This is a genomic window from Streptomyces sp. NPDC044033 (genome assembly GCF_056434425.1).
On the sequence record NZ_JBWKFF010000007.1, the window covers coordinates 87,847 to 114,607 of the forward strand.

At 70.9% G+C, this 26,761-nt stretch carries 27 protein-coding genes and 1 pseudogene; 15 read left to right on the top strand and 13 right to left on the bottom strand.

Annotated features, from left to right (window positions below; genetic code table 11):
• The first annotated feature begins 155 nt into the window (after window positions 1-155).
• The 4 genes from AC07AB_RS14915 to AC07AB_RS14930 are packed head-to-tail and all read left to right on the top strand — an operon-like array spanning window position 156 to window position 5,775.
• Window positions 156-536, top strand: coding sequence for a hypothetical protein (locus AC07AB_RS14915; RefSeq protein ID WP_478565680.1), 381 nt, complete (start codon window positions 156-158; stop codon window positions 534-536).
• Window positions 533-4,864 carry a DUF6531 domain-containing protein gene (locus tag AC07AB_RS14920; RefSeq protein WP_478565683.1) on the top strand — a complete coding sequence of 1,444 codons (4,332 nt, stop codon included), beginning with the start codon at window positions 533-535 and terminating at the stop codon, window positions 4,862-4,864. Before AC07AB_RS14915 ends, AC07AB_RS14920 begins: the two co-directional genes overlap by 4 nt.
• 8 nt (window positions 4,865-4,872) lie before the next feature.
• Window positions 4,873-5,346 carry a hypothetical protein gene (locus AC07AB_RS14925; RefSeq protein WP_478565686.1) on the top strand — a complete coding sequence of 158 codons (474 nt, stop codon included), beginning with the start codon at window positions 4,873-4,875 and terminating at the stop codon, window positions 5,344-5,346.
• 15 nt (window positions 5,347-5,361) lie between these two features.
• Entirely contained in the window at window positions 5,362-5,775 is a 414-nt protein-coding gene (locus AC07AB_RS14930; protein WP_478565689.1) for a hypothetical protein, read from the top strand.
• 63 nt (window positions 5,776-5,838) lie between these two features.
• Here the strand turns inward: AC07AB_RS14930 and AC07AB_RS14935 are convergent, their stop codons facing one another.
• Window positions 5,839-6,048, bottom strand: a complete 210-nt coding sequence (locus tag AC07AB_RS14935; protein WP_478565692.1) for a DUF397 domain-containing protein — start codon at window positions 6,046-6,048, stop codon at window positions 5,839-5,841.
• A complete protein-coding gene (locus AC07AB_RS14940) occupies window positions 6,045-6,905 on the bottom strand; it encodes a helix-turn-helix domain-containing protein (RefSeq protein ID WP_478565695.1) in 861 nt (286 codons plus the stop codon). The genes AC07AB_RS14935 and AC07AB_RS14940 overlap by 4 nt, the downstream gene beginning before the upstream one ends.
• Before the next feature lie 186 nt (window positions 6,906-7,091).
• Here AC07AB_RS14940 and AC07AB_RS14945 point away from each other — a divergent pair, with 186 nt between their 5' ends.
• Window positions 7,092-7,562, top strand: a complete 471-nt coding sequence (locus tag AC07AB_RS14945; protein ID WP_478565698.1) for an ATP-binding protein — start codon at window positions 7,092-7,094, stop codon at window positions 7,560-7,562.
• Between the two features lie 26 nt (window positions 7,563-7,588).
• Here the strand turns inward: AC07AB_RS14945 and AC07AB_RS14950 are convergent.
• Window positions 7,589-7,838: pseudogene (locus tag AC07AB_RS14950) on the bottom strand (cupin domain-containing protein); the annotation flags it as partial.
• A gap of 163 nt (window positions 7,839-8,001) precedes the next feature.
• On the opposite strand from AC07AB_RS14950, the gene AC07AB_RS14955 reads away from it, so the two are divergent.
• Window positions 8,002-8,604, top strand: coding sequence for a class I SAM-dependent methyltransferase (locus AC07AB_RS14955; protein ID WP_478565701.1), 603 nt, complete (start codon window positions 8,002-8,004; stop codon window positions 8,602-8,604).
• A gap of 79 nt (window positions 8,605-8,683) precedes the next feature.
• On the opposite strand, the gene def is transcribed toward AC07AB_RS14955, so the two are convergent.
• From def to AC07AB_RS14985, 6 genes are all read right to left on the bottom strand, one after another.
• Entirely contained in the window at window positions 8,684-9,313 is a 630-nt protein-coding gene (gene def, locus AC07AB_RS14960; protein WP_478565704.1) for a peptide deformylase, read from the bottom strand.
• Between the two features lie 86 nt (window positions 9,314-9,399).
• A complete protein-coding gene (locus AC07AB_RS14965; RefSeq protein ID WP_478565707.1) occupies window positions 9,400-10,386 on the bottom strand; it encodes a tetratricopeptide repeat protein in 987 nt (328 codons plus the stop codon).
• A 251-nt stretch (window positions 10,387-10,637) separates the two neighbouring features.
• Complete coding sequence (locus AC07AB_RS14970; RefSeq protein ID WP_478566300.1) at window positions 10,638-11,861, bottom strand: HD-GYP domain-containing protein; 1,224 nt, start codon at window positions 11,859-11,861, stop codon at window positions 10,638-10,640.
• A gap of 68 nt (window positions 11,862-11,929) precedes the next feature.
• Window positions 11,930-13,342 (bottom strand): HD-GYP domain-containing protein, encoded by a 1,413-nt coding sequence (locus tag AC07AB_RS14975; RefSeq protein WP_478565710.1) that lies wholly within the window; start codon window positions 13,340-13,342, stop codon window positions 11,930-11,932.
• Between the two features lie 159 nt (window positions 13,343-13,501).
• Complete coding sequence (gene rsrA / locus AC07AB_RS14980; RefSeq protein ID WP_478565713.1) at window positions 13,502-13,903, bottom strand: mycothiol system anti-sigma-R factor; 402 nt, start codon at window positions 13,901-13,903, stop codon at window positions 13,502-13,504.
• Window positions 13,900-14,595, bottom strand: coding sequence for a sigma-70 family RNA polymerase sigma factor (locus AC07AB_RS14985; RefSeq protein WP_030878583.1), 696 nt, complete (start codon window positions 14,593-14,595; stop codon window positions 13,900-13,902). The genes rsrA and AC07AB_RS14985 overlap by 4 nt, the downstream gene beginning before the upstream one ends.
• A gap of 312 nt (window positions 14,596-14,907) precedes the next feature.
• On the opposite strand from AC07AB_RS14985, the gene AC07AB_RS14990 reads away from it, so the two are divergent.
• A complete protein-coding gene (locus AC07AB_RS14990) occupies window positions 14,908-15,495 on the top strand; it encodes a helix-turn-helix domain-containing protein (protein ID WP_478565716.1) in 588 nt (195 codons plus the stop codon).
• On the opposite strand, the gene AC07AB_RS14995 is transcribed toward AC07AB_RS14990, so the two are convergent.
• Window positions 15,422-16,087, bottom strand: a complete 666-nt coding sequence (locus AC07AB_RS14995) for an alpha/beta hydrolase family protein (protein WP_478565719.1) — start codon at window positions 16,085-16,087, stop codon at window positions 15,422-15,424. The two genes, AC07AB_RS14990 and AC07AB_RS14995, sit on opposite strands and share 74 nt — an antisense overlap.
• Window positions 16,088-16,729: 642 nt before the next feature.
• Between AC07AB_RS14995 and AC07AB_RS15000 the strand changes: the two genes are divergently transcribed.
• A complete protein-coding gene (locus tag AC07AB_RS15000) occupies window positions 16,730-17,635 on the top strand; it encodes a PaaX family transcriptional regulator C-terminal domain-containing protein (RefSeq protein ID WP_478565722.1) in 906 nt (301 codons plus the stop codon).
• 86 nt (window positions 17,636-17,721) lie between these two features.
• On the opposite strand, the gene AC07AB_RS15005 is transcribed toward AC07AB_RS15000, so the two are convergent.
• The gene (locus AC07AB_RS15005; RefSeq protein WP_478565725.1) at window positions 17,722-18,540 is read right to left on the bottom strand and encodes an SOS response-associated peptidase; all 819 of its coding nucleotides are present in this window, start codon (window positions 18,538-18,540) and stop codon (window positions 17,722-17,724) included.
• 177 nt (window positions 18,541-18,717) lie between these two features.
• On the opposite strand from AC07AB_RS15005, the gene AC07AB_RS15010 reads away from it, so the two are divergent.
• The 4 genes from AC07AB_RS15010 (at window position 18,718) to AC07AB_RS15025 (ending at window position 22,327) form a co-directional block, all read left to right on the top strand.
• A complete protein-coding gene (locus AC07AB_RS15010; protein WP_478565728.1) occupies window positions 18,718-19,431 on the top strand; it encodes a M50 family metallopeptidase in 714 nt (237 codons plus the stop codon).
• A 102-nt stretch (window positions 19,432-19,533) separates the two neighbouring features.
• Window positions 19,534-20,880: a 3-phosphoshikimate 1-carboxyvinyltransferase gene (gene aroA / locus AC07AB_RS15015; RefSeq protein WP_478565731.1), complete on the top strand. Its 1,347-nt coding sequence runs from the start codon at window positions 19,534-19,536 to the stop codon at window positions 20,878-20,880.
• 12 nt (window positions 20,881-20,892) lie between these two features.
• Complete coding sequence (gene rsgA / locus AC07AB_RS15020) at window positions 20,893-21,903, top strand: ribosome small subunit-dependent GTPase A (RefSeq protein WP_478565734.1); 1,011 nt, start codon at window positions 20,893-20,895, stop codon at window positions 21,901-21,903.
• Between the two features lie 100 nt (window positions 21,904-22,003).
• Window positions 22,004-22,327 (top strand): DMT family transporter, encoded by a 324-nt coding sequence (locus AC07AB_RS15025; protein WP_478565737.1) that lies wholly within the window; start codon window positions 22,004-22,006, stop codon window positions 22,325-22,327.
• A 22-nt stretch (window positions 22,328-22,349) separates the two neighbouring features.
• Here AC07AB_RS15025 and AC07AB_RS15030 read toward each other — a convergent pair whose 3' ends face one another.
• Window positions 22,350-23,057, bottom strand: coding sequence for a TetR/AcrR family transcriptional regulator (locus tag AC07AB_RS15030; protein WP_478565740.1), 708 nt, complete (start codon window positions 23,055-23,057; stop codon window positions 22,350-22,352).
• A 118-nt stretch (window positions 23,058-23,175) separates the two neighbouring features.
• Between AC07AB_RS15030 and hisN the strand changes: the two genes are divergently transcribed.
• Both hisN and AC07AB_RS15040 read left to right on the top strand, forming a co-directional pair.
• The gene (gene hisN / locus AC07AB_RS15035; RefSeq protein WP_478565743.1) at window positions 23,176-23,970 is read left to right on the top strand and encodes a histidinol-phosphatase; all 795 of its coding nucleotides are present in this window, start codon (window positions 23,176-23,178) and stop codon (window positions 23,968-23,970) included.
• A gap of 112 nt (window positions 23,971-24,082) precedes the next feature.
• Window positions 24,083-24,484, top strand: a complete 402-nt coding sequence (locus AC07AB_RS15040; protein ID WP_478565746.1) for a CBS domain-containing protein — start codon at window positions 24,083-24,085, stop codon at window positions 24,482-24,484.
• 110 nt (window positions 24,485-24,594) lie between these two features.
• Here the strand turns inward: AC07AB_RS15040 and AC07AB_RS15045 are convergent, their stop codons facing one another.
• Window positions 24,595-26,079, bottom strand: coding sequence for a catalase (locus AC07AB_RS15045; protein WP_478565750.1), 1,485 nt, complete (start codon window positions 26,077-26,079; stop codon window positions 24,595-24,597).
• A 157-nt stretch (window positions 26,080-26,236) separates the two neighbouring features.
• On the opposite strand from AC07AB_RS15045, the gene AC07AB_RS15050 reads away from it, so the two are divergent.
• Window positions 26,237-26,653, top strand: coding sequence for a Fur family transcriptional regulator (locus AC07AB_RS15050; protein ID WP_478565752.1), 417 nt, complete (start codon window positions 26,237-26,239; stop codon window positions 26,651-26,653).
• Window positions 26,654-26,761 lie beyond the last annotated feature (108 nt).

Below are 26,761 nucleotides of genomic sequence, written 5' to 3' on the forward strand. Positions count from 1 at the left end.
GCGGCATTTCACCGAAATGCCGCACCCCGCGTCCGATATCGCCCCGAGAGGCCCCACGCCTTTACTCACCCATTGCGCACCATTGGCCGCCTCATGGTGCTCGTTTCCTAGGGTGAAGGTTTGCGCGGGGACTGGTTTTACGGGGGAGGCACGCGGTGGGCGAGGGACACGGCAGCGGCAAGGTCCTGAACATCAAGACGGCGGACATCAAATCGGCGGCGCCCGTCTTCCAGAAGCAGAGCGTGACGCTGAGCAACGCGCTCAAACTGCTGGTCGAGACGTTGGACGGGTATGGCGAGCCGTGGGGTGACGACAAGCCGGGCAAGGAATTCAGCAAGCGGTACACCTCGAACCAGAAGCAGCTGGAGCGGGTGGCGGGCATCGCCGTGCTGGGGCTGGTGAGCATCCACGAGGCGCTCGACGACATGGCGGACGGACATGTCGACAACGATGAGCTGATCGCCGGGATCTTCGCCAAGGAGAAGCACCAGGGCGGCGGCGACCACGGCAAGGACCAAGGCAAGGGCGCCGAGTGAGCATCGAGGACGAGGCCAAGAAGATCCTCCTCAAGCTCGGCATGTGGTGGCCGGACGCCAATTCCGGGACGCTGCGGCACGCCGCCGACGCGTGGCGGACGTTCGCCGACAGCGTCGATGACGTACGAGGCGCGACCAACCGGCAGGCCACCTCCCTCATCCACAACAACAAGGGTGAGGCGATCGACGCCTTCAAAACGTTCTGGGAGCGCTACGCCAAGGGCGAGGACAGCGGCTGGCTGAGCAATCTGGCGAAGGCGTCCCGGAAGATGGCCACGTCGCTGGACGAGTTCGCCCACGAGGTCGACGACGCCATCAAGACGCTGTGGGGACAGATCGCCATCGACGCGATCGCGATCACGGGCGGGCTGCTGCTGACCGCCTTCACCGGGGGCGCATCGGACGAAGTGGCCGCCGGGATCGTGGAGATGGCGGCCGGTCTGGGGGTGGAGGTCGAGGCGTCGGTGGCGGCGATCGCCGCGAGCATGCTGACCGGCGCGGTCTACGAGGGCGTCTTCTCGATGACCATCGACGCGGCCGTCGCCCAGCCGGTGCGGATCGCGCTGGGGCAGCAGCACGGCTTCAGCCTGACCGAGGTGTCCCATGCCGCGGAGACCGGCATGGTCTGGGGCGGTCTGTTCGGCGGCGTGGGCCCGATCACGGCACGGGCGGGACAGTTCGGCGGGTACAAGAACCTGCTGCGTCCGGACCTGCGCCCGAATCTGATCGAGGAGGGCCCGTTCGCCCGCCCGGCGGGCAAGACGCCCTGCAAGGGGGAGCCGGTGGATGTGGCCACCGGGGCGATGCTGATGACGCAGACGGATGTGGAGCTGCCGGGGAACCTGCCGCTGCTCTTCGAACGTACGCATCTGTCCTCGTACCGGGCGGGCACGTGCTTCGGTCCTACCTGGGTCTCGACGCTGGATGAGACATTGCAGCTCGACGCGCGGGGCGTGGTGTTCGCGGCGGCGGACGGGATGCGGCTGGTCTACCCGGTGCCGCGGCCGGGCGAGGCGGTGCTGCCGTCGAAGGGCGCGCGCTGGCCGCTGGAGTGGGACGGCACACCGGACGGGGTGATCACGGTCACCGACCCGTACACCGGGGTCGTCCGCACCTTCAGCCACATCGCACCGAGCGCGGCCGAGAGCGCTGTGCAACTGCCCCTGGAATCCTGGACGGACCGCAATGGGGCCCGTATCGACGTGGAGCGCGCGGAGGGCGGCGCCCCGGTGGGGCTCCGGCATTCGGGCGGCTACTACCTCGCCGTGGACACGCAGGGCCCGCGGGTCACGGCACTGCGCCTGCTGGACGAAGCGCCGTCGCGGTACGGGCAGGAGGCGGCGTCATCCGGCGGCGGCACGGTGGTGATGCGCTACGCCTACGACGAGTCGGGCAACCTCACCGAAGTCGTCAACTCCAGCGGCAAGCCCCTGCGCTTCACCTACGACTCCGAAGACCGGATCACCTCCTGGACCGACCGCAACGGCACCTCCTTCGCGTACATCTACGACACGCGCGGCCGGGTGGTGCGCACGGAGGGCAGCGACGGGGTCTTCAACGGCTCCTTCGCCTACGATGACGCCGCGCGCACGACGACGTACACGGACTCGCTGGGGCGGGAGACGGTCTGCACGTACAACGCGGACGGCCAGGTCATCGCGGAGACGGACCCGCTGGGCCACGTCACGCTGACCGAGTGGGACGACCGGGGCGATAGCCCCCTCTCCGCGACGGACCCCCTGGGCCGTACGACGCGCTACGCATACGACGCGGCGGGAAACCTCGCGGAGTTGGTGCTGCCGGACGGTGCCACGGCTCGGGCCACGTACAACGACCTGTGCCGGCCGCTGGAGGTGCTGGAACCCGGCGGCGCGGTGTGGCGGCATACGTACGACGAGCGCGGCAACGTCCTGACGACGACGGACCCGGCGGGGGCAGAGACGCGCTACGCGTACGACGCGGCGGGCCACTTGGCTTCGGTGACGGACGCTCTGGGCCACACCCGTAGGGTCTCGTGCGACGCGGCGGGCCTGCCGATAGCGGTGACGGACGCTCTGGGCCACACGATCACGGTGACGCGGGACAGCTTCGGCCGCGTTACGGAATCCACCGATCCGCTGGGCCACACGATGCGGATGGCCTGGACGACCGAGGGCAGGCCGAGCCGGCGCGAACTGCCGGACGGCACACGCGAGACCTGGCAATGGGACGGCGAAGGCAACCTCCTCACCCACACCAACCCCGCGGGCAACATCACGCGCCAGGCCTCCACCCACTTCGACGTCCCGGCGACACGCACGGACCCGGACGGTACGCGGTACGCCTTCGCGTACGACACGGAGCTGCGGCTGACGGGAGTGACGAACCCGCAGGGCTTGACCTGGTCGTACGCGTACGACCAGGCGGGCCGCCTGGCGTCGGAGACGGACTTCAACGGCCGGACGCTGACGTATGGACACGACGCGGCGGGCGGACTGGTGTCGCGGACGAACGGCGCGGGCGAGACGCTGCGCTTCGAGCGGGACGCCCTGGGAAGGGTGGTGGAGCAGCGCGGCGGCGACGGTGAGGAGATCACGACATACGCGTACGACGCGGCCGGCGCGTTGGTGGGGGCGACGAACGCGGACGCGGCACTGGTCATCGAGCGGGACGCGCTGGGGCGTGTGCTGACGGAGTCGGTGAACGGCAGCACGATGAGGTACGCGTACGACACACTGGGCCGCCGCACGCGTCGGGTGACGCCGACCGGTTTGTCGTCGGAATGGACGTACGACAAGGAGGACCGCGCGACCGCTCTGCGCTCGGACGCGGGGACACTGGCTTTCGTCTACGACGCGGCGGGAAGGGAAACGGAACGGACCCTGGCCGGCGGTGCCACCCTGACGCAGACCTGGGACAAGAACGGCCGCCTGACGACGCAGACCATCCACTCCCCCCAAGCCGGCAGCCTCCTGCAACACCGCTCCTACGCTTACCGCCCGGACGGATGCCTCACCGAAATCCGCGAACTGACATCAGGCACCCGCCGTTTCGACCTGGACGCGATGGGCCGAATAACGGGCGTGAATGCCCACGGCTGGACCGAACGCTACGCCTACGACGGCGCCGGCAACCTGACACAAGCCGAGGCTCCTGCCCACGAGACACCGGGCGCTCGGGAATTCCACGGCACTTTGATCCGCAAGGCGGGCCGCACACGTTACGAACACGACGCACAGGGCCGCCTGACCCGCAAAACCCACAAACTCCTCAACGGCCGGACGAAGACCTGGACGTACGAGTGGAGCGCGGAGGACCGCCTCACGGATGCGGTGACCCCGGATGGCGAAACCTGGCACTACGCGTACGACCCCTTGGGCCGCCGGATATCCAAGCAACGCCTCAGCGAAGACGGCAAGGTGGCGGAGGAAACAACCTTCACCTGGGACGAAAGCCGCCTGGCAGAACAACTCTCCCCCGCAGGCCGAGCCACAACCTGGGACTACGCCCCCAACACCCACCGCCCGCTGGCCCAGACGGACCACCGCCCCCTGAGCCGCGAACCGGGCGAGTCGCTGATCACCAAGTACGCGGAATCCTCGGACCCGGCGGAGGCCACCCGCTTCCACGCGATCATCACGGACCTGGTCGGCACCCCGACGGAGCTGGTCACCCCAGCGGGCGAGGTGGCTTGGCAGCACCGCACGACTCTATGGGGCACCCATTTCCCCGCCCCGACAGACCCCACAGCGGTGACCTGCCCCCTCCGCTTCCCAGGCCAATACGCAGACGCGGAGACCGGCCTCCACTACAACTACTTCCGCTACTACGACCCCGAAACCGCCCGCTACATAGGCGCCGACCCGCTCGGCCTGCTACCCGCGCCGAACCACTACGCTTACGTCGACAACCCCGCTGCTTACACAGACCCGCTCGGGCTCGTAGAGTGCACGGACAAGGGCGGCTGGTATGGAGCGCTTCAGCCGGCGCGCGAGGGTAACGAGATCAATCACATCCCTGCCAAGTCCGCGTACAAACATCTAACGGATCCCCGGCTTACCGAATACATGGGTCCGGCAATCCGGATGGCCAGGCAGGACCATCGGGAAGTGATGAGTACGGGGAGCAGCCGGGAGGCGAAGGCATGGCAGGCCAAGCAACGTTCTCTCATCGATCAAGGCAAGATCGATACCGCCATCAAAATGGACATCGATGACATCAGAGCTCGTTTCGGAAATAAATACGATCAACACATCCATGACATGGTCCGGAGCCTGCCGCACAATAAAGGGTTCCAGGACCTCCTCCATCAACATGGCTGGACCATCAACTACGATCTGCTGAAGTAGGGAACTTCATGGATTTTATCGTCGACCCGCCACACGGAGTTTCCGCGCTCAAGCTCGGCATGAACTATGAACAAGCTCTGCAAGAAATCTCAACATGGGGCACACCAAGGGTGTCCGGCCCCTATTCTCATACCGCTACCGTAAAGCTGCAGGTGGAGTACTGCACGATGGACATCGTTGCGCACCTGGAAGATGGCAATACTGTAACCGCGGTCGAACTGTGGCGCTTTGAAGAAAAAGATCCGGATGTACGGGTACTCCTGGATGGCATCGACGTGTTCCGTACGCCGGCCCGGGATGTGCTCACCCAGCAGGCCGAACGCGGGCGCACGGTCGACGAGTCCGACCCTGAGAACCCCGTGATCCCTGCCGTCACGTTGGCCTTCACTCGCGAAACGGGACAGGACATCCCCCGCGAACCCGACGGACTCCCCCGGTACTTTACGTCCGTCCTCGTCGCGGATGAAGAATATTATTCCTGACAAGGAGAGGAGTTGATGGCGGGCCAAGAGTCACCCCCTTCATTCCAGAGGGCTGAGGTCCATGCTGCATTCGAGTCGGTGCCGACGGCACAGGCTGAGCGAAGCGGGTGCTCAAGGTTCGGCAAGGATGCGGGGATGGCGTCGTCATCACCACAGCTTGGGGCCTGGCAGTTGGCGGAACTCTTCGAGCGCATGACGATCGTCCCCATAAGGGAAGAGATAGAAATGACACGCGATGAGCTCGTTGGGCTCGTAGAAAGAATCACGGCGTGCAAGGGAACAGAGGGTGAGCAGGATTCCCTCGTTCACAGCTTGGAGGCGAACGTTCCTCACCCGCGCGTCCTGAGCTTGATCTATCACACCGATCCGCCGCTCACCGCAGAGCAAATAGTGGACCAATCCCTCGCCTACCGGCCCATCGCCCTTTGACGAGCGCGAGAAACTTGGTACCGCAACGGCTCGGTCGTGGATGCCCCATAAACCGCGAGTGGCTCACACACGCGACGGCCCCGCGCCGAACCTGTCAGACTTGATGCCCGATATGAACGTGCGCAGCACCTGGAGCCTGGTGGAGAGCACGGTGCCGGGGGCGTCGCTTTCGCGGACGTAGACAGCTCCGTCAGGAGTTGCGGCCACGTAGACACAGTTGGCGCCCTCATTGCTGTATGAGGACTTCTGCCAGGTCAGCGGGGGCGTGTTCATCCCTTGCCAGTCTCTTGTGCGATGCGGTGGATCAGGTCCCGCGACTGGGTCGGGCCCAGGGCTCGGGATTCCATGCGGTCCAGTACCGAGGTGTACTTCGTCAACTGCGCTTCGGCGTCAAGGAAGTCGCAGCCCATCTCTGTGTCGACCACCACCGTGTCCAGCTGCGGCACAAGGCCGCCGGCGTACGTGATGGGCTGGCCCGAGACGGGAAACGAGGCTTCGCCGAACGGGATGACCAAGACGGAGATGTGGCCGTGCTCGCTCATCTCGTTGAGATAGTCGAGTTGTTCGCTCGTGACACCCGGGCCGCCATGACCCATTCGTAGGGCCGCTTCGTGCACGATCGCAGTGTAGGGGGCCGGGCTGTCCCCGAAGAGGATCGCTTGGCGTTTGATGCGGTACGAGACACGGTGCTCGACTTCATGCGGGCGCAGAGGCGGAAGGTTCTCGCGGAATGTCGCGCGAGCGTATTCCGTGGTCTGGAGCAGACCGGGGATATGGACCACTACCGCGACGCGCACCGCTGTCGAGTGATGTTCGAGTTCGGCGAGGTCCAGCAGCGTTTTCGGGAGGAGTTCCCGGTATTCCTCCCACCAGCCGCGCTTCCTCGTGCCGGTCATACCGGCGAGCGCGTCGACGTAATCCGGGTCCGAGCATGTGTAGTTGCCGGCCAAGGTGCGCACGCGGTCCGCGCTCACCGCGTACCGGCCCGCTTCGATGTTGCTGATCCTCGCCTGGTTGCCACCGAGGAGGCCGGCGGCAGCGGTTGAGGACAGACCCGCCCGTTCCCGTAGTTTGCGCAGCTCAGCACCCAGACGTTGCTGCCTCAGCGTGGGGGAGCTGACCGACGGCATGAGTGCCCTCTCTTCGCTCGAACAGAATGCCCCTCGTCACTCACATGAGGGGACCTGTAAGGCATTCCTCCGTGCTGATGGAATACCTTACATATCGGGCGCTACGGTGTGGCCTGACTCGCCCCTTCAACTGCCAGCGCCACGCAGTCGAACCGGCTCCAACTCCACCTCCCATCAGGAGGCTCCATGGCAACCGTATCTTCACAGCAGCCCTGGACGTACACCCTCGATCTCCCCCACGACCCGCGCGCAGCCGGCGTGGCGCGGACCACCCTGCGAGCCGTGCTGTTCCGACACGCCATAAGCGAACTCGTCGACGTCGCAGAGCTGTTGACCAGCGAACTCACCACCAACGCCTACCTGCACTCCGACGGACCGGCTTCCCTGCGGCTGCACGGCACCGGCCTGGAGGACGAACGGCTGCGGGTGAGTGTGTGGGATACGAACCCCGACATTCCGACGACGTTCCACGAACGGGCCGCTCCGCCGCGGGACTACGACCGAGAAGGGGAGGGCGGACGCGGGCTGTTGCTTGTACAGATGTGCGCCGACAGGTGGGGAAGCTATCTGCTCGGCGACGAACTCTTCGGCAAACGCGGCAAGATGCTCTGGTTCGAACTCGATGCCAACGGCAGCACGTATAAGACTGCCGCCTAGCCGCAGGGTTGGGCGTCATACCGACGTCAAAACGGCCGCGACTCGTCAGGCCGGTAGCGGGCCCTGATGTGGACGCGTTCGCCCTGGGGCCCGAGGATGCTGAGGAATTCCACGGGGTACCCGTCGGCGTCGCCGAACCAGTGCCTGCCGCAGGTGCCTATCGAATTCGACGGCTTGGCCCTCGGTGAGGACGAAGTCCTCGTCGCCGAGCACCGTGCACAGACGACCGCGCAGGACGTACAGCCACTGGCAACCCTCGCCCGAGCGCGGCTCGGGGTAGGTACCGCACCGACGTCACCGCTCACACGTCCACCGTGCCCGCGTTTTGCGGTTTCCGCAAAGAACTTTGCCACGCCGCCGAAACCAGTGCACCTTGGCGTCGGCGGTGGTCACCCCCCTGGCGACGGCCGCCGCACAACCGACGAGAGGACCGACCGCCATGGACGCCCAGCACTGGGACGACATGTACCGCAGCCGCGACCAGATGTTCAGCGGCGACCCCAACGCAGTGCTCGTCGCCGAGGCCGGCGACCTGTCACCGGGCCAGGCGCTCGACGTCGGGTGCGGCGAAGGCGCCGACGCGCTCTGGCTGGCCCGGCGGGGCTGGCGGGTCACCGCGGTCGACGTCTCCGAGACCGCCCTGCGCCGGGCCGCCGCCGCTGCCGCCGACGTCAGCGGCCGCGTGGCATGGGCGCGGGACGACCTCACCACCACCCCACCCCCGGCGCGCGCCTTCGACCTGGTGTCCATCCACTACTTCCCGCTGCGCCGCGAGCCGGATCACGCGGCGCTGCGCGGCCTGCTGGAGGCCGTCGCGCCCGGCGGCACCCTGGTCTTCGCGGCCCACGTCCTCTCGGACCTGATCGCGCATCGGAGCGGGGACTTCGACGCCGCCGACTTCTACCAGCCCGACGACATCGCCCAACTCCTCGGCCCCACGTGGAACATCCTGATCAACGAAACCCGCCCCCGCACCACCCCGGCCCCCGCCGGCACGCACCACACCCACGACGCCGTCCTACGAGCACTGCGCCTGCCATGAGCGGCCATATACGGCTGAATCAGGCCCGCCGCTCGGCCAATCCACTCCCCGCGAAGAACGAGTTCGGCGGTGGAAGAACTCAGCCGTTCTCCACCACCGGATACCGCGGCGTGCCCTCTTCCATCTGCCGCAGGGCGTCCTTGCGGTCGCGCTTGGAGAGGCGGTCGATGTAGAGGTAGCCGTAGAGGTGGTCGGTCTCGTGCTGGAGGCAGCGGGCGAAGTAGCCGGTGCCCTGGAGGACGATGGGGTTGCCCTGGGCGTCCTGGCCGCGGACGACCGCGTAGTCGGGGCGGGCCAGGGACACGTACGCCGTGGGGACCGACAGGCAGCCCTCGTTGGAGTCGTCGAGGACGCGCTCGGCGGCCGGCAGCTCGTCGAGGACCGGATTGCAGACCGCGCCCACGTGGCGGACGCCCTCGTCGTCGGGGCAGTCGTAGACGAAGACCTTGAGGTCGACGCCGACCTGGTTCGCGGCGAGGCCGACGCCCTCGGCGGTGCGCTGGCTCGCGAACATGTCGTCGATGAGCTGGGCGAGCTCGTCGCCGAACTCGGTGACGTCCTTGCACTCCTTGTGCAGCACCGGATTGCCCACGACGGTGATCGGCCGGGACGTCCCGCGCTCGCGGTGCGCCGTCTCGCGCTCCTCGGCGTCCACCGTGTCGTCGAAGAACTCGTCGACCGACTGCCGCTCAGTGTCTTGCTGCGCCATGTTCGCCGCACGCCTCTCTGGAAAACCCACGTACAAATCAGCAGCCCGAAATGCTGCTGATACAGGGTACGGGGCCGCGGGAGGGGTCAGCAGACCTCTTCCAGGTCCCGCCACTCGCGCGAGTCGGGGCTGTCGGCGACCCAGCCGTCGAGCAGCCCCCGTACGAGCCCGGAGGGCGCCGCGATGCCGCACTCGCGCTCGGGCACCCACAGCGAGCCGGAACCGGCCGTGCGGTGGCCCAGCGGGCCGGGGTGGCCGGGTTCGCTGTGGTCGTGCGGGTCCAGGTGCTCGCCCTCGCCCTCGTCGCTGGGCATCCGGCTCTCGGAGCACGTACGGCACAGCAGGCGCACGGAGGAGGACCAGTCCTCGGCCGCGAACCCGGCATCGGCCGCGAGCCGCTCCAGGGCGTCCCGGTCGGCCTCCGTGGCGGCCTCCAGGAGGACCACCCAGGTGGGCACGGGCGAGGGGGCCCACAGCTCGATCTCGTCGAAGACGGGGTAGGTGGGGCCCGCGGCGGTGCTGCGCTCGCCGTGCGGTACGCCGTCGTGCAGCACGACCTCGCCCCAGCGCCGCCCGGAGGACGGCAGCGGGATGGACAGCACCTCGATGCGGGCCGGGTCCAGGCGGCGGCCCCAGACGACCTCGGCCTCGCCCTCCGGCGAGAGCCGCACGGCGGCGCTGCCCAGCTCCATGCCGAGCGGTTCGCCCGACGGGGCGCCCAGGCTGGGCACCCGGAGCCCGTACGCCTGCCAGGCCCGGCGGGCCAGCGGCCAGTCCTGGAGGGCGGTGGCGGCGATGCCGACGTTCCACCAGTCGGGGGCCCCGGCCTCGCGGTCCAGGAGGGCTACGGCCCGCAGTCCGGCGGCGCGCGCCTGGTCCCAGTCGTGCCGGAACTTGTGCAGCAGCGCCAGGTTGAACCAGGACTCCGAGAGCCACGGCTCCATGTCGGCGGCGCGCGTCAGCAGCGCGCCCGCGTCCTCGTACCGGCCATCGCCGATGAGCGTGAACGCGCGGTCGGTCGCCTGCCGCCACGAGGCGGAAGGCCGATGCCGTACCTTGCCGAAGATCCTCACGATTCCCGCCTGCCGGTTGCTCCATGGTCCCGCGCCCAGCTGCCACAGCGGGCGGCGACGTCCTCCCTGACGACAACCTGCCACACATTGACGGACATCTCAGCCCGGCCCCTCTGTTCCCGTTCGAGGAGGGGACCCATCACACCTTCTTGCCATATGCGATGCGTCCGACACCCCTGTCTTCGCATCCAACCATGCCCCTTCGGGCGGGCGCTCATTACCCATGGGTTCCGTTGATCTTCCCCGGCCCCTTACCGGATGCCGTCGCCGCGCGCCAGAACGCGTGCCAGGGCCTCCACGACCGCGGGCGCGTAGTCCTGCGCGGTGGCCAGGCGCAGCCGCTCCAGGGCGCGCAGCGGGCCGTGCGGGCCGTCGTCCGCGAAGCGGCCGACGAGGTCGTCGTACGCGTTGACGGTGCGGACGATACGGGCGGTGACCGGTTGATCGCGGTACGGATCCGCCTGCCGTTCCACCACCGCGGCGACCTCTTCGAGCACCCCGGTCTGCCGCACCACGGCGCCGCCCAGCAGAGCGATCCGGCGCTGTTCGGCGGGCGGCAGCGGCTCGGTGGCCCCGGCGGGCACCGGGTCGACCAGGGACAGCTGCCCGATGTCGTGCATCAGGGCCGCGTACTCCAGCACGGTCAGCTCCGGCTCGGACAGCCCCAGCTCACGGCCGACGGCCCGGCCGAGCGCCGCGACGCGGCGGGCGTGGCCTACGGGCGTATAGCCGGCGACCTCGGTGCAGCGGGCGAGGGAGGCGATGGTCTGCGCGTACGTGGCCCGTACGGTGCCGTGGCGGCGCAGGGAGAACTGCGTCAGCAGCAGGGGCACGCAGAAGACGGGCAGCGCCCACAGCCCGGCGACGGCGACGGCGAGCGCGATGACCACGCCGGTCGCGCAGATCGCGGAGCCGACGCCGAGCAGTCCGCGCAGTTCGTCGCGGAGCAGCGGCCCGTACGGCCAGCCGGTGCGGGCGCGGGCGAGGGCGGCGGAGAGCACGGCGTCGCACAGCGCCGTGAGGGCGAGCAGGAGCAGCAGGAAGAGGGCGTAGTACGGGCCGTGGCCGGGCCACCGGGTCAAGGTGCCCGTGTTGTAGAGAGGTTGGAAGCAGGTGGCGGCGAACCCGACGGTCAGCAGGCGGCGTACGAGGTGGTCCAGGGCCGGGCCGCGGCCGGCCGCCAGGCGGGGCGCGGTGCCGATGAGGGTGGCGGCGAGGACGACGGCGAGGACTTGGAGGGCGCCGTGCGAGGTGGGGTGGCGGTCGGTCTCGCCGAGCAGCGCGTAGGCGAGCGCGCCGGCGGCGGCGAGCGGCGCGGGTTCGCGGTCCCCGACGCCCTGCCGGGCGCCGTTCCGGGCGAGTTCGCCGATGGCGATCAACGTGCCGAAGGCGAGTGCGACTTGGGGGCCGGTGATGCCGTTCCAGAACGTACCGGCGAGGGAGACGACGGCGAGCGAGCCCGCGGCGCAGTACAGGACGGTGACGACTTGGGGGGCGTACGGGGCGTATGGCGCCGCGTACGGGCGGGGCGCGCGCTCCCGGTTCACCGGGCGCCACCCCTCGGCCCCGAGGGCGGCCGTTCGGGCGAACCGTCGGCGGGGCGGGGCGCGCCGACGCGGCGAACGGTCGGCGAGGCCCCTGAAGAGACGTTTCCGCTGGGGTCGTCGGAGGTGCTCCCGAGGCCGTCGGCGGTGGCCGCCGGATGCCAGCCGTGGCGGTCGAGGGCGCGCGTGAGGGCGCCGACCATGAGGGGGTCGAACTGCGTTCCGGCGCAGCGCCGCAGCTCCTCGACGGCCGCCGGTACGGGCCTGCCGCGGCGGTACGTACGGGTCGACGTCATCGCGTCGAAGGCGTCCGCGACGGCCACCACCCGCGCGAACAGCGGGATATGACGGCCGCTCAGCCCGTAGGGGTAGCCGCTCCCGTCGAGCCGCTCGTGGTGGTGGAGGATCGCCGCGCGGGCCTCGTCGAGGAAGCCGATGCCGCGCACCATCTCGTGCCCGTACTCGGGGTGCAGTTCGATGACGCGCCGCTCCTGCGGGGTGAGCGGCCCGTCCTTGCGCAACAGCCGGGTGGGGACGCCAAGTTTGCCGACGTCGTGCAGGATGCCCGCGAAGCGCAGTGCTTCGAGGCGGTCGCCGTCCATGCCCAGTTCGCGGGCGATCAGCACGGAGGCGCGGCCGACGCGCTCGCTGTGGCCGCGCGTGTACCGGTCCTTGATGTCGACGGCCTGCACCAGGGCCCGGATGGTGGCCTGGTGGGCGGCGCGCTCGCGGTGGTACTGGGCGAAGACCCAGCAGGAGATGTGCATCGGCAGCAGCACGAGCAGGGCGGCCACCGGCCCGTACGCGGAGTGCCAGAGGACCGCCATCATCAGCCCGGCCAGCCCGTGCACCAGGTGCGGGGCGAGCGAGGCGAGCAGCGGGGCGCGCCAGGCGGTGCGCGGGGAACTGCGTTCGGCGGCGACCAGGATGCCGCCGTCGAGGGCGGCGGAGACGGTGGAGAAGGCCAGGGCGGCGGCCGCGGCGGGCAGCAGGACGTACGGGAAGTCGGGCGCGGAGATCGTGCGGTGGGCGCCGAGGGCGAAGACGTGGGAGGCGGCGTGGGCGGCGAGCGAGAGCCGGGCGGCGTGCCAGAGCCGCCGTACGCGGGCCGGGCTCCGTTCGACGGGCCCGGCGAGGGCGCCGGGCACGGCGACGAGCCCGGCGAGGGGCGGCGGCAGCAGGAAGGCCGCTGCCAGCAGCACGGGGAAGAAGGCGCCGGTGCCGGTGAGGGCGCGGCGGCCCGCCGGAGGGCGGCGGGCGAGCTGCTCGCACAGGGCGTAGAGCGTGGCGAGCGCGAGGACCGTGGTCCAGGGCGCATCGCGGCCGGCCCGCAGCGCCGGGGCCGCGCAGACAGCGGCGGCGAGCACGGCGCACAGGATGTACGCGCGGGCCGTGGCCGGAAGTGTGCGCATGGTGCCCTCCCCGTCCCGTCGGCCTTGCGCGTCGAGATGGGGAGAATAGGCCGGGGCGCCGCGGCGAGGGGCCGCATCCGCGAATTGGCCGGAGCCAATCACGCCGAAGCACACCTTCAGGTGAAAAGTTCGGCTATGTGGTGACAGCCGGGGGCAGGGTCAGGTAGCGGACAGCCCCGGAGGCTGGAGCCCCAGCCGGGACTCGGCGTCGGCCTTGGCCGCCCGGGCTTCGGCCGCCCGGGCTTCAGCGGCCTGGGCCTCGGCGGCCCTCGCTTCTGCCACCACGTCCATGTCCGGCACGGACTGACCGGAACGGATCAGCTCGATCCGCCCCATCACCTTGGCCCGGAGGTCCGCCGGCACGTCGTCGTGGCCGCAGCAGCGCTTGACGAGCTTCTTCACCGCCTGCTCCAGGCCGTACTTCTCCAGGCAGGGCGAGCACTCATCTATGTGCACTTCGAACTTGACGCATTCGCCGTCCGGCATCTCATGGTCGAGGAACTCGTAGAGATGCTTCAGGACCTCTGAGCAATCCGTCTCGTGCGGCTCTCCGCAGCTCATGAGTCCGAGCCTTTCCCGTCGTGCGACTCGTCCGACGCGTTCGAAGCGGTCGCGGCTCCTGCCGGGACGAGCCCGCGCTCACGGGCATAGTCCTCCAGCATGCCGCGCAGTTGGCGGCGCCCACGGTGCAGGCGCGACATCACCGTGCCGATGGGTGTCCCCATGATGTCGGCGATCTCCTTGTACGCAAAGCCCTCGACGTCCGCGAGATAGACCGCTATCCGGAACTCCTCGGGGATCGCCTGGAGGGCGGCCTTCACGTCGGAGTCCGGCAGGTGGTCGAGCGCCTGCGACTCGGCGGAGCGCAGCCCGGTCGACATGTGCGACTCGGCGCGCGCCAGCTGCCAGTCCTCGATCTCCTCCGAGCCGCTGCGCAGCGGCTCGCGCTGCTTCTTGCGGTAGGAGTTGATGAAGGTGTTGGTGAGGATGCGGTACAGCCAGGCTTTGAGGTTCGTGCCGTCCCGGAACTGGTGGAAGGACGCGTACGCCTTGGCATACGTCTCCTGCACCAGGTCCTCGGCGTCCGCGGGGTTGCGCGTCATGCGCAGCGCCGCGGAGTACATCTGGTCGAGGAAAGTGAGAGCGTCCCGCTCGAAGCGCGCGTTCCGCTCCAGAGCGCTCTCCGCGGGCGTCGCGGGCTCCCGCGCCTGGCCGTCATCGGTCCCTGCGTCGGTCCCTGTGACCGGACCCACCTCCTCCAAGACGGTGGCGGGACCGGATGCGGACCCGCTCGAATCGGAGAATAGACGACGATCCGGTCCGGCCGCCGCTCCAGCCATGCCGGGCTGGTCCACCCGCAGCGTCGACCACTGGACCTCGGCGGCCTGCGGGCGTGACGGGCATGCGATCGAACCCATGCGGGAAGTCCCCATTCCTCTGAGCGTGCCTGTACGTACCTACGCCTGGCACAACAGCAGTCCCCCGCCCCTCATTCCCAGTGGCCCCGCGGGGCTGAGGCGGCGGACCCGATTGACAAACTTGCTTGCCGTTCCTGCAATGAGGGGATGAGCGGCTACGAAGAGGTACTGGCGGATGTCGGCCCGCGGCTGCGGCGCGTACGCCAGGAACGCGGTGTCACGCTGGCCGAGCTGTCGCAGGAGACCGGGATCTCGGTCTCCACCCTCTCCCGGCTGGAGTCCGGCGGCCGGCGCGCCTCGCTGGAGCTGCTGCTGCCGCTCTCGCGCGTCTTCCAGGTGCCGCTGGACGAGCTGGTGGGCGCGCCGGAGGTCGGCGATCCGCGGGTACGGGCCGCGCCGCGCCGGGTGGAGGGGATGACGTTCGTGCCGCTGACCCGGCAGCCGGGCGGGCTCCAGGCGTTCAAGATGGTCATCGACCCGTCCGACGCCGCACCGGACCCGCGGACGCACGAGGGGTACGAGTGGCTCTACGTGCTCTCCGGCCGGCTGCGGCTGCTCCTCGCCGACCAGGACATCGAGCTGCGGTCCGGGGAGGTCGCCGAGTTCGACACCCGGCTGCCGCACTGGTTCGGGGCCGCGGGGAACGGGTCGGTGGAAGTGCTCAGCCTTTTCGGGCGGCAGGGCGAGCGGATGCACGTACGGGCCCGTCCAACCACGTCGCGACAGAGTCCGTGAGCACCTCCAGCGCCTCCTCCTGGGTGACGTCGGCCCGCTTGGGCACGGCGAACCCGTGGTCGCCGGAGGGCACCGCCACGATGCCGGTGCCCTCCGGGAACTCCTCCGGCCGCCCGAACGGGTCGCGCTCGCCCTGCACGACGAGCGTCGGCAGCGGCCCGGCGGCGGCCAGCTCCGGCGCCCGCGACTTCTCCGGCTTGCCGGGCGGGTGCAGCGGAAACGACAGCGCCAGCACGGCGACGGCGCCGAGCTCCCGCGCCGTGCGGCACGCGACCCGCGCCCCGGCGCTCCGCCCGCCCGCCACGACGGGCGGCCCGGCCGCGGCGAGTACGGGCCACAGCGCGGTCCAGGCGGCGTCGAGCGTCTTGGGGGCGGGGGCGACCTTCCTCCCGGCCACGCGCCAGGGCTGCTCCACGAGGGCGACACTGACGCCGTGCGCCGGCAGCGCGGCTGCCAGCGCTTGCAGATCGCGCGCTTCGATGCCGCCGCCCGCGCCGTGGCCGAGGGCCAGGACGAGGGCGGGCTCACGGGCCTTGGCCCAGGTGACGCGGGCTTCGCCTACGGGTGTGGGGACTGTCTCGGTCTCGGTCACCCGATCATCTTGCCCGCAAGCGCCGGGCGGGCCGGAGCGACCGGGTGTGCCGGGTCCGTGTCGTGGCTCCGGTCTCCCCGACCGGCGGTTCCGCGGGTCCGATCACTGGCCGAACCGCTGTCAGTAGAGTCCAGTCGCCCGGCGGACGAAGGCGGTCGGCCGAGCCCGGGCCGTACGGTCTGGGCGATCGCCGCACGCCCCGGCAAGCGGCCGCCCCAGCCGCCCGGGCCGGGCCGCACCACCCAGCCCGCCCGGCGCTTGAGGCCATGCCCGAGCCCGGCCACCCCAGCCCGGCCGACACTTGAGGCCACCCGCAAGCCCGGCCACCCCCGAGCCGCACCGACCCAGCCCGCCCGGTCGGGGCGGGCCGCACGCCCCGGCAAGCGGCCGCCCCCGGCCGCCCGTCCGGGCCGGGCCGCACCACCCAGCCCGGCCGGCGCTTGAGGCCATGCCCGAGCCCGGCCACCCCAGCCCGGCCGACGCTTGAGGCCGCCCATAAGCCCGGCCAACCCCAAGCCGCACCGACCCAGCCCGCCCGGCGATTGAGGGCAGAACCCCGACACCGGCAGACAATGGACCTCCCACAGCACAAGGGCGGCAAGCCCAGTGGTACCGAGCCGCCCCGAACGGAGGAATCCCCCGATGAAGCACAGCCACAGTCCGGAGCCGGAAGCGGAGCGTCCGGAGATCCCGACACGGCTGCTGGTGCACGCCCTCGTCCGCGAGGACGGGACCGTCGACGCCGGTGAGCTCTACGCCGTCGCCGGCCTCCTCGGCATGACCGACCAGCAGGTCCGGCTGTGCGTAAAACGCCTCGTCACCGAGGGCGGGTTCACGCGGGAAGGCCGGGGGCGCAAGGCCGTCCTGCGGGCCGTGGCCGATGACACCGGCGCCATCGCCCCCGACGCCGACCACCTCCGCTACGCCTACTGCCAGGACCGCGGGCTCGCCCCCTGGGACGGCACCTGGCACCTGTTCGCCTTCGCCATCCCCGAGGCCCGCCGCACCGCTCGCGACGCTCTGCGGGAGACCCTGCTCCACCTGGGGGCGGCCCCGGTGCAGGGCGGGCTGTACGTCTGCGCCAACCCCATCGCCGAGTTGGTCGAGGCCCGGGCCCGGCACCTCGGCGTACTCGACACCGTCACCTTCCTCACCAGCACCGACCTGCGCGTCGGTGAGATCGACGACCCCCGCCGGCTGGCGGCCGCCATCTGGCCGCTGGACGAGATCGCCGCCCGGCACGAACGCCTCGCCGCCTTCGCCCGTACCAGCGCCTCCCGGCTGTCGGGGGAAGAGCCCCTGTCCGGGACCGCGCGGCTCACCCTCGCCGTGGAACTCGCCGCGGAATTCGCCCGCGCCATGGACCCCGATCCGCTCCTGCCGCCGGAACTGCTGCCCCAGCCATGGCCCGGCAGCCACGCCCGCCACCTCGCGCGGGAATGCTGGAGCACCCTGCGGACCCTCCCCGACACGGAGGACACCCCCACGTCGCTGCCGCGGCTCTTCCGCCTCTACAGCGACGCGCTGACCCCACCCGACGGGCGGTGAGACGGCACCGGCGGGAGCGGAGGGCGGCGGTCAGCGGTCAGCGGTCAGCGGTCAGCGGTCAGCGGTCAGCGGTCAGCGGTCAGCGGTCAGAACAGCGTGCCGGCTTCCGGAGCCGCCAGTTCCGACAGAAGTTCCGGGCCGTTGTTGCGGACGTTGCTCACCGCGCCGCCCACCGGGTACGCCCGTACCCCGCCCGCCGGCGGCGGGGCCAGCAGCGGCCGCAGTTCGTCCGGTTCCGTACGCGCCGGATCCAGCCACGCGTCCCACCGGTCCGCCGGAAGGGCGAGCGGCATACGGGGGTGGATGTCCGCCAGCGACTGCGGCCCCTCCCCTCCCCCGGCCCCCGCCAGCGGCGTCGTCTCCGCCTCGGTGGTGATCACCGAGCACGTCGCCCACCACGCCCGCGGGTGGTCGGGCGGCAGTGTGGCGTCGCGCCAGAACTCGTACAGCCCCGCCATCGCCATGACCGACCCGTCGGCCGGCGTCACGAAGTACGGCTGCTTTCGCGGCCGCTTCTTGCGCCCCTGCTCCTCCAGCTGCCGCTCCGCGGCCTCGGTGACCCACTCGTAGTAGCCGTCGGCCGGTATCAGGCAGCGGCGAGCGGCGAAGGCCCGCCGGAACGACGGCTTCTCGTGCACCGTCTCCGCCCGCGCGTTGATCATTTTGACGCCCACCTCGGGCGACTTGGCCCACGACGGCACGAGTCCCCAGCGCAGCGGCCGGAGCTGGCGAACCGGACGCGGGTCTCCGGCGTCTTTGAGAGGGCGTTCGAGCACCGCGTACACGCTCATCGTCGGCGCGACGTTCCAGTCGGGAGCCAGCGTCTCCGTCGAGTCCCACTTCTCCACGTCGAAGGTTTCGACGAGATCCTCCGGCCGCCGACTGGCCGCGTACCGCCCGCACATACCCACTCCCTGACTGCCCTGCCGGTGCCCCGCCCCGGACCACCGCGCCCGTCCGATCCACCTGCCCGCTCACGGCCGACCCGCCTACGGCTCACGTCCAACCCTGACAGACGCCGCCTCCTCGCCCGGCACGGCCGGGTGCCACACTTCCACGACCGACCAAGGAGCCGCCCCCGTATGGACAGTACGCAAACCACCGACCTGTGGGACCGCGTCTTCGGCACGCAGCCGGCCCCCTCCTCGTGGCTGGTGATCATCACCGCGGCCGTCGCGCTCGCGGCCGTGGCCCCGCGGCCGGTGTGGCTGCTGACCCGTAACGCGATCACCATCGCGCACGAGGGCGGCCACGGCCTCATAGCGCTGCTCAGCGGCCGCCGCCTGGACGGCATACGGCTGCACTCGGACACCTCCGGGCTCACCGTGAGCCGCGGCAAGCCGACCGGCCTCGGCATGATCCTTACCGCCGCCGCCGGCTACACCGCGCCGTCCCTGCTGGGACTGGCCGGAGCCTGGCTGCTGGCCGCGGACCACACCACGGCCCTGCTGTGGGGCGCGACCGTGCTGCTCCTGGCGATGCTGGTGATGATCCGCAACGCGTACGGCGTGCTGACGGTGGTGCTCGCCGGGGCGGCCTTCGTGCTGGTGTCGTGGCTGACGGGGCCGGACGTGCAGGCGGCGTTCGCGTACGGGGTCGTCTGGTTCCTGTTGCTGGGCGGCGTGCGTCCGCCTTTCGAGCTGCAGCGCAAGCGCCGTTACGGCGGGGCGCCGGACTCCGACGCGGACCAGCTGGCCAGGCTCACGCACGTACCGCCGCTGCTGTGGCTGTCGCTGTTCCACGTCGTATCGCTGTGCTCACTGATCGGCGGAGGCCGCTGGCTGCTCGGGCTGTGACCGCTTCCGCAGCGATGGCCCCTTTACCAGCCGCACGTTTCGCCCAAGTTTCGACATATTTGATCAAGTTTCTCCCTCCCGGGGAGCCACTAAGGTAAAGACATGACCGAGAGCCCCGCGCACCCCGCCCTCTGGCCCGCCCCGCTCGCCACCGGGGCCGTCGACGCGACCGTCACCGTGCCCGGTTCGAAATCGGTCACCAACCGCGCGCTCGTGCTGGCCGCCCTGGCCGCCGAGCCGGGCTGGCTGCGCCGCCCGCTGCGCTCCCGCGACACCCTGCTGATGGCCGAGGCGCTGCGCACGATGGGCGTCGGCATCGAGGAGGGGGTGGGCCCGGACGGCAGCGGCGAGGCATGGCGGGTGATCCCCGCCGGGCTGCACGGCCCGGCCACCGTCGACGTCGGCAACGCCGGCACCGTGATGCGCTTCCTGCCGCCGGTCGCGGCCCTCGCCGGCGGCCCGATCCGCTTCGACGGCGACCCCCGGTCGTACGAGCGCCCGCTGGGCGGCGTGATCGACGCGCTGCGCACGCTCGGCGCCCGCATCGACGACGACGGCCGCGGCGCGCTCCCGATGACCGTGCACGGCGGCGGCGCCCTGGACGGCGGCCCGGTGCGCATCGACGCCTCCTCGTCCTCCCAGTTCGTGAGCGCCCTGCTGCTCTCCGCGCCGCGCTTCAACCAGGGCGTGGAGGTGCGCCACGTGGGCGGCACGCTGCCCTCGATGCCGCACATCCGGATGACCGTGGACATGCTGCGGATGGCGGGCGCGCGGGTGGACACCCCGGAGTCCGGCGGCGAGCGCGACATGTGGCGGGTCTCCCCCAGCGCCCTGCTCGGCCGCGACCTGACCGTCGAGCCCGACCTCTCCAACGCCCAGCCCTTCCTGGCCGCGGCGCTGGTCACCGGCGGCCGGGTCGCCATCCCCGACTGGCCGGAGCGCACCACCCAGCCCGGCGACGCGCTGCGCGAGATCTTCACCGCCATGGGCGGCTCCTGCGAGCTGACCGAAGAGGGGCTGACCTTCACCGGCACCGGTTCCGTCCACGGCATCGACATCGATCTCGGCGAGGTCGGCGAGCTGACCCCGGGCATCGCGGCCGTCGCGGCCCTCGCCGACTCCGAGTCCGTCCTGCGCGGCGTCGCCCATCTGCGGCTGCACGAGACGGACCGGCTGGCGGCGCTCGTCAAGGAGATCAACGGGCTCGGCGGCGATGTCACCGAGACCGCCGACGGGCTGCGCATCCGCCCGCGCGCGCTGCACGGCGGCGTCTTCCGCACCTACGACGACCACCGGCTGGCCACCGCCGCCGCCGTCCTCGGCCTCGCCGTCGACGGGGTCCAGGTCGAGAACGTGGCGACGACCGCCAAGACGCTCCCCGACTTCCCCGAGATGTGGACCGGGATGCTCGGCTCGGTGACCGGGGCCGCGACGGTGTCGAGGGCCTGAGAGACCACCGCGATGCGCCGCTACGGCAAGAACCCCGACGAGGACGACATCCGCGTCCGCCCCAACCGCAAGGGCAACCGCCCCCGTACCAATATCCGCCCCAAGCACGAGGACGCCGCCGAGGGGTTCGTCCTCACGGTCGACCGCGGCCGGCTCACCGTCCTCGTCGAGGACCGCGCCGTCCACGCGATGAAGGCCCGCGAGCTGGGCCGCAAGGGCGTGGTCGTCGGCGACCGGGTCGCGGTGGTGGGCGACCTCAGCGGGGCCAAGGACACGCTCGCCCGGATCGTACGGGTCGAGGAGCGTACGTCCGTACTGCGCCGTACGGCCGATGACGACGACCCCTTCGAGCGGGTCGTCGTCGCCAACGCCGACCAGCTCGCGATCGTCACCGCGCTGGCCGACCCGGAGCCTCGCCCCCGCCTCATCGACCGCTGTCTGGTGGCCGCCTACGACGCCGGGCTCGAACCGCTGCTCGTGCTCACCAAGTCGGACCTGGCGCCCGCCGACACGCTGCTGGAGTCGTACGGGGCGCTCGGCGTCCGGTACGTCGTCACCAGCCGCGAGCAGCTGGCCGACGGCGCCGCCGCGGACCGGGTGCGGGAGCGGCTCGCGGACCGTACGACCGCGTTCGTCGGCCACTCCGGGGTCGGCAAGACGACGCTGGTCAACGCCCTGGTCGCGAAGGACCGCCAACGGGCCACCGGCCTGGTCAACGCGGTCACCGGGCGCGGCCGGCACACCACGACGTCCGCCCTCGCCCTGCCGCTGCCGGACAGCGGCGGCTGGCTGATCGACACCCCGGGCGTACGGTCCTTCGGACTGCACCACGTGGACCCCGCGCGGGTCGTGCTGGCCTTCCCGGATCTGCTGCCGGGCACCGAGGGGTGCCCGCGCGCGTGCGGCCACGACGAGCCGGAGTGCGCGCTCGACCAGTGGGTGGCCGACGGGCACGCGTCCCCGGCCCGGCTCTACTCCTTGCGACGACTGCTCGCGACGCGGGAGCGGCGGGAAGGCGACTGATCGTCTACGTTTGCGAATGACCGCGCACGGCGGCGGTGTCAGCGCACCGGCGCCGACGGAGCGGTCGCGGACGCGGAAACCGACGCGGGAGGAAGAACTGATGGCGTGGCTGCTGGTCGTGGTCGCCGGTCTGCTGGAAACCGGCTTCGCCGTCTGCCTCAAGCTCTCGCACGGATTCACCCGGCTCTGGCCCACCGTCGCGTTCGCCTGCTTCGCGCTGGGCAGCTTCGGCCTGCTGACGCTGTCGCTGCGCAAGCTCGACGTCGGCCCGGCGTACGCCGTGTGGACGGGCATCGGCGCGGCGGGCACCGCCATCTACGGCATGATCTTCCTCGGCGACCTGGTCTCCACTCTGAAGCTCGTCTCGATCGGGTTCGTGATCCTGGGCGTCATCGGCCTCCAGCTCTCGGGGTCGGCGCACTGACGCGGCAGGGCCCGCCGGAGCCTCACCAGTCGTGGCCGAGGAGCGCGCGGACCAGGCGGGCCACATGCTCGGCGGCGGCCCGGTCCGCGGCCGTCTCGCCCGGCGCCGCCGCGGCCTGCGCGCCGTCGCCGGAAGCCGCCGGGTCGCCCGGTTCCGCCGGGGCGATCACATACGAGATCGTCATACGGACCGCCGCCTCGCAGGCCCGTACCGCCTCGCCGACCGTCGCCGCGCCCTTGACCGCGCCCTCCTCCAGCGCGCCGACGGCCCGGTCCCGGACCAGTTCGGCGAGCACCCGGGGCGGGGGCACGGCGCCGCGCTCCAGCTCCGGCCCCGGCGCGGCGCGCCACACCGTACGGGCCTGGGTGGCGGGCGTCGCCACGGCGGGCAGCCGCTCGCCGCGGCAGCCGGTGAGAGCGGCCCGTACCAGCGGATTCACGCGGGCCGCGCGGAGGGTCCAGACGGTCACGGCGGCGCAGCAGTCCCCCGCGTCCGCGCCGTCGCGGGCCGCGGTGTCCGCGAGGGCCCGCGACACGCCGCCGAGATAGGCGTCGGCCTCGCGCCGCACCAGGGCGCGCGCCAGGCCGTCCTTGCTGCCGAACTCGTTGTAGAGGGTCTGCCGGGAGACCCCCGAGGCCGCAGCGACATCGACCATCCTGACCCCGGCCCACGGCCGGGAGACGAGTGCGGAGAAAGCTGCGTCCAATAAGGCTTCACGCGCTGTAGGCATCGTCGCCTCCCCGGCCGGGCTGCTCACCCGGCGGCTGTGGGCACAGAATTGACTCGCCGCCAGGCGGTGTCAAGGGACTTAGCGGGCAACAGGCGGGGACGCGGGTAGTGTTCCGGCTATGCCCGACTACCACGATGATCTGCGTCTCGCCCATGTCCTCGCGGACGCCGCCGACGCGGTGACCATGGACCGGTTCAAGGCGCTCGACCTGAAGGTCGAGACGAAACCGGACATGACGCCGGTGAGCGAGGCCGACAAGTCGGCCGAGGAGCTGATCCGCGGTCATCTCCAGCGGGCGCGGCCGCGCGACGCGGTCCTCGGCGAGGAGTACGGCAGCGAGGGCACCGGCCCGCGCCGCTGGGTGATCGATCCCATCGACGGGACCAAGAACTATGTGCGCGGCGTGCCGGTCTGGGCGACGCTGATCTCGCTGATGGTCCAGGGCGAGGGCGGCTACCGGCCCGTCGTGGGCCTGGTGTCGGCGCCGGCGCTGGGCCGCCGGTGGTGGGCGGCGAAGGACTCGGGCGCGTTCACCGGCCGCAGTCTGCTGTCGGCCTCGCGGCTGCGGGCATCGCGGGTGGAGCAGGTCAAGGACGCCTCGTTCGCGTACTCCTCGCTCTCGGGCTGGGAGGAGCGGGGGATGCTGCCGGGCTTCCTGCGGCTGGCGGGCGACTGCTGGCGCACCCGCGGCTACGGCGACTTCTGGCCGTACATGATGGTCGCCGAGGGGTCGGTGGACATCTGCGCGGAGCCGGAGCTGTCGCTGTGGGACATGGCCGCGAACGCGGTCATCGTCGAGGAGGCCGGCGGGCGCTTCACGGGGCTCGACGGGCGCCCGGGTCCGCACAGCGGTGACGCCGCCGCTTCCAACGGGCTCCTCCATGACGACCTGCTGAATTATCTGCGCCCCTGACGCTCCCCTTGTTGTAGCCGTCCCCGGCGTGTGACTATGAGAGCCCCCACGCTTGTGAACTTGTGAATCCCCTCACGGAGCGGATCCGTTCACCAAGGAGGTGGCTCCGCCCATGCTCGTCCGCGACGCCATGAGCACGGTGGTCCTCACCATCGGCCCCGCGCACACGCTACGCCAGGCGGCCCAGCTGATGTCCGCCCGCCGGGTGGGCGCGGCGGTGGTCCTGGACCCCGACACCAGCGGCCTCGGCATCCTCACCGAGCGGGACGTGCTCAACGCCGTCGGCGCCGGCCAGGACCCGGACCGCGAGACCGCCCACACCCACACCACCGCCGATGTCGTCTTCGCCGGCCCGGAGTGGACGCTGGAGGAGGCCGCGTACGCGATGTCGCACGGCGGATTCCGGCATCTGATCGTCCTCGACGAGAACGGGCCGGTGGGGCTGGTGTCGGTCCGCGACATCATCCGCTGCTGGGCCGTGGCCCCGGCGACCGCGGATCCGGTCCCGGTCTGAGCCCGTACGCGGCCCCCTCGTCCGTACGCGCGCCCGTACCCGCGTCACGGCGCGCGGAGAGGCCGGAGCCCCATGGCGTCCGGCCTCTCCGGTTTCCCGACAAGCGTCCGTCAGCCGCGCAGGGCCTGGACGGCGGTCTCCAGCCGCTTGCCGAACTCGGGGTCCGCCTGGCGGAAGTTGTCGATGGCGCGCTCGGCGATGTCATCGCGCGACACCTGCGAGATGAAGCCCGCCAGGTTGTCGATCAGGCGCCCCTTCTCGTCCTCCGACATCAGCCGGTAGAGGTTGCCCGCCTGCACGAAGTCGTTGTCCTCGGCGTGCGAGGGGGCGGCCGTCTGCCCGGTCCGGCCGGTGACGGCGTTGGACTGCCACAGCGCCTGGTCGGTCTGCTTGGGGCCGCCGAAGCTGTTGGGCTCGTAGTTCTTGGCGGCGCCGTGCCGGCCGTCGTACGCGTAGCCGTCGCGGCTGTACGTACGGGCCTCCGCGGCGTGCGGGCGGTTCACCGGCAGGTGGTCGGCGTTGATGCCGACGCGGTAGCGGTGGGCGTCCCCGTAGGCGAAGAGGCGGCCCTGGAGCATCTTGTCGGGGGACGGGCCGATGCCCGGCACGAAGTGCGCCGGCGAGAAGACCGACTGCTCGACCTCGGCGAAGATGTTCTCGGGGTTGCGGTTGAGCTCCAACTTGCCGATCTCGATCGGCGGGTAGTCCTCGTGCGGCCAGATCTTGGTCAGGTCGAACGGGTTGAAGCGGTAGTTGGCCGCCTCGTCCGCCGGCATGATCTGCACCTGCACGGTCCAGGACGGGAAGTCGCCGTTCTCGATGGACGTACGCAGGTCGCGCTGGTGGCTGTCCGCGTCCTCACCGGCGAGCTTCGCGGCGTCGGCGGCCGTCAGGTTCTTGATGCCCTGGTCGGTCTTGAAGTGGTACTTGACCCAGAAGGTCTCGCCGGCCGCGTTGTTCCACTGGTAGGTGTGCGAGCCATAGCCGTTCATGTGGCGGAAGGAGGCGGGGATGCCGCGGTCGCCGAACAGCCAGGTCACCTGGTGGGTGGATTCCGGGCTCAGCCCCCAGAAGTCCCAGACGTTGTCCGCCTCCTGCGAGCCCGTGTACGGGTCGCGCTTCTGGGTGTGGATGAAGTCGGGGAACTTGATGGCGTCCTTGATGAAGAACACCGGGGTGTTGTTGCCGACGAGGTCGTAGTTGCCGTCCTCGGTGTAGAACTTCAGCGCGAAGCCGCGCGGGTCGCGCACCGCGTCCGCCGAGCCGAGGTTGCCGGCGACGGTGGAGAAGCGCAGGAAGGTCTCGGTCTGCTTGCCGACCTCGGAGAGGAACTTCGCGCGGGTCCACTGCGACACGTCGCGGGTCAGCGTGAAGGTGCCGTACGCACCGCCGCCGCGGGCGTGCACGATGCGCTCCGGGATGCGCTCCCGGTTGAAGTGCGCGAGCTTCTCCAGCAGCGACTGGTCCTGGATCAGGACCGGCCCGCCGATGCCAGCGGTCTCGCTGTTCTGGTTGTCCGAGACCGGCGCGCCGGCCTCTGTGGTCAGCGGTCCGGTGGTCTCGCTCTGAACCGACACGTGTGCCTCCTGATTCATGTCCTGTCCCTTGGCCTCAGCCGCACCTTGGCCTCAACCGAAATCGATCCTACATTGGACATTGTCTAAGTCAAGAAGAACTGAAAAGTCATACGGATTCCGGTCGTGGATCGACCCGCTGCTACCCTGGTCCTTATCTGACTGATAGGTGATTGGCATGAGTGACCTGCTGGAACGACTCCGGGGACGCGGCTGGCGACTGACCGCGCAGCGACGCGTCGTCGCCGAGGTCCTCAACGGGGACCACGTGCACTACACCGCCGACGAGGTGCATGCGAAGGCGGCCGACCGGCTGCCCGAGATCTCCCGCGCGACCGTGTACAACACGCTCGGCGAGCTCGTGTCGCTGGGCGAGATCATGGAGGTCAGCACGGACGGCCGCGCCAAGCGGTACGACCCGAACGCGCACCACGCGCACCAGCACCTGGTGTGCGCGCGCTGCGGCACGATCCGGGACGTGCACCCCTCGGGCGACCCGCTGGCGGACCTCCCCTCCGAACAGCGCTTCGGCTTCGAGGTCTCCGCCGTCGAGGTCACCTACCGCGGGATCTGCCCCCACTGCGCTTCGGCGTGAGCGGGGGGGGGGGGGGGGGGGGGGGGGGGGGGGGGGGGGGGGGGGGGGGGGGGAGGGAGAGGGGGGGGGGGGGGGGGGGAGGGGGGGGGGGGGGGGGGGGTGTGGTGT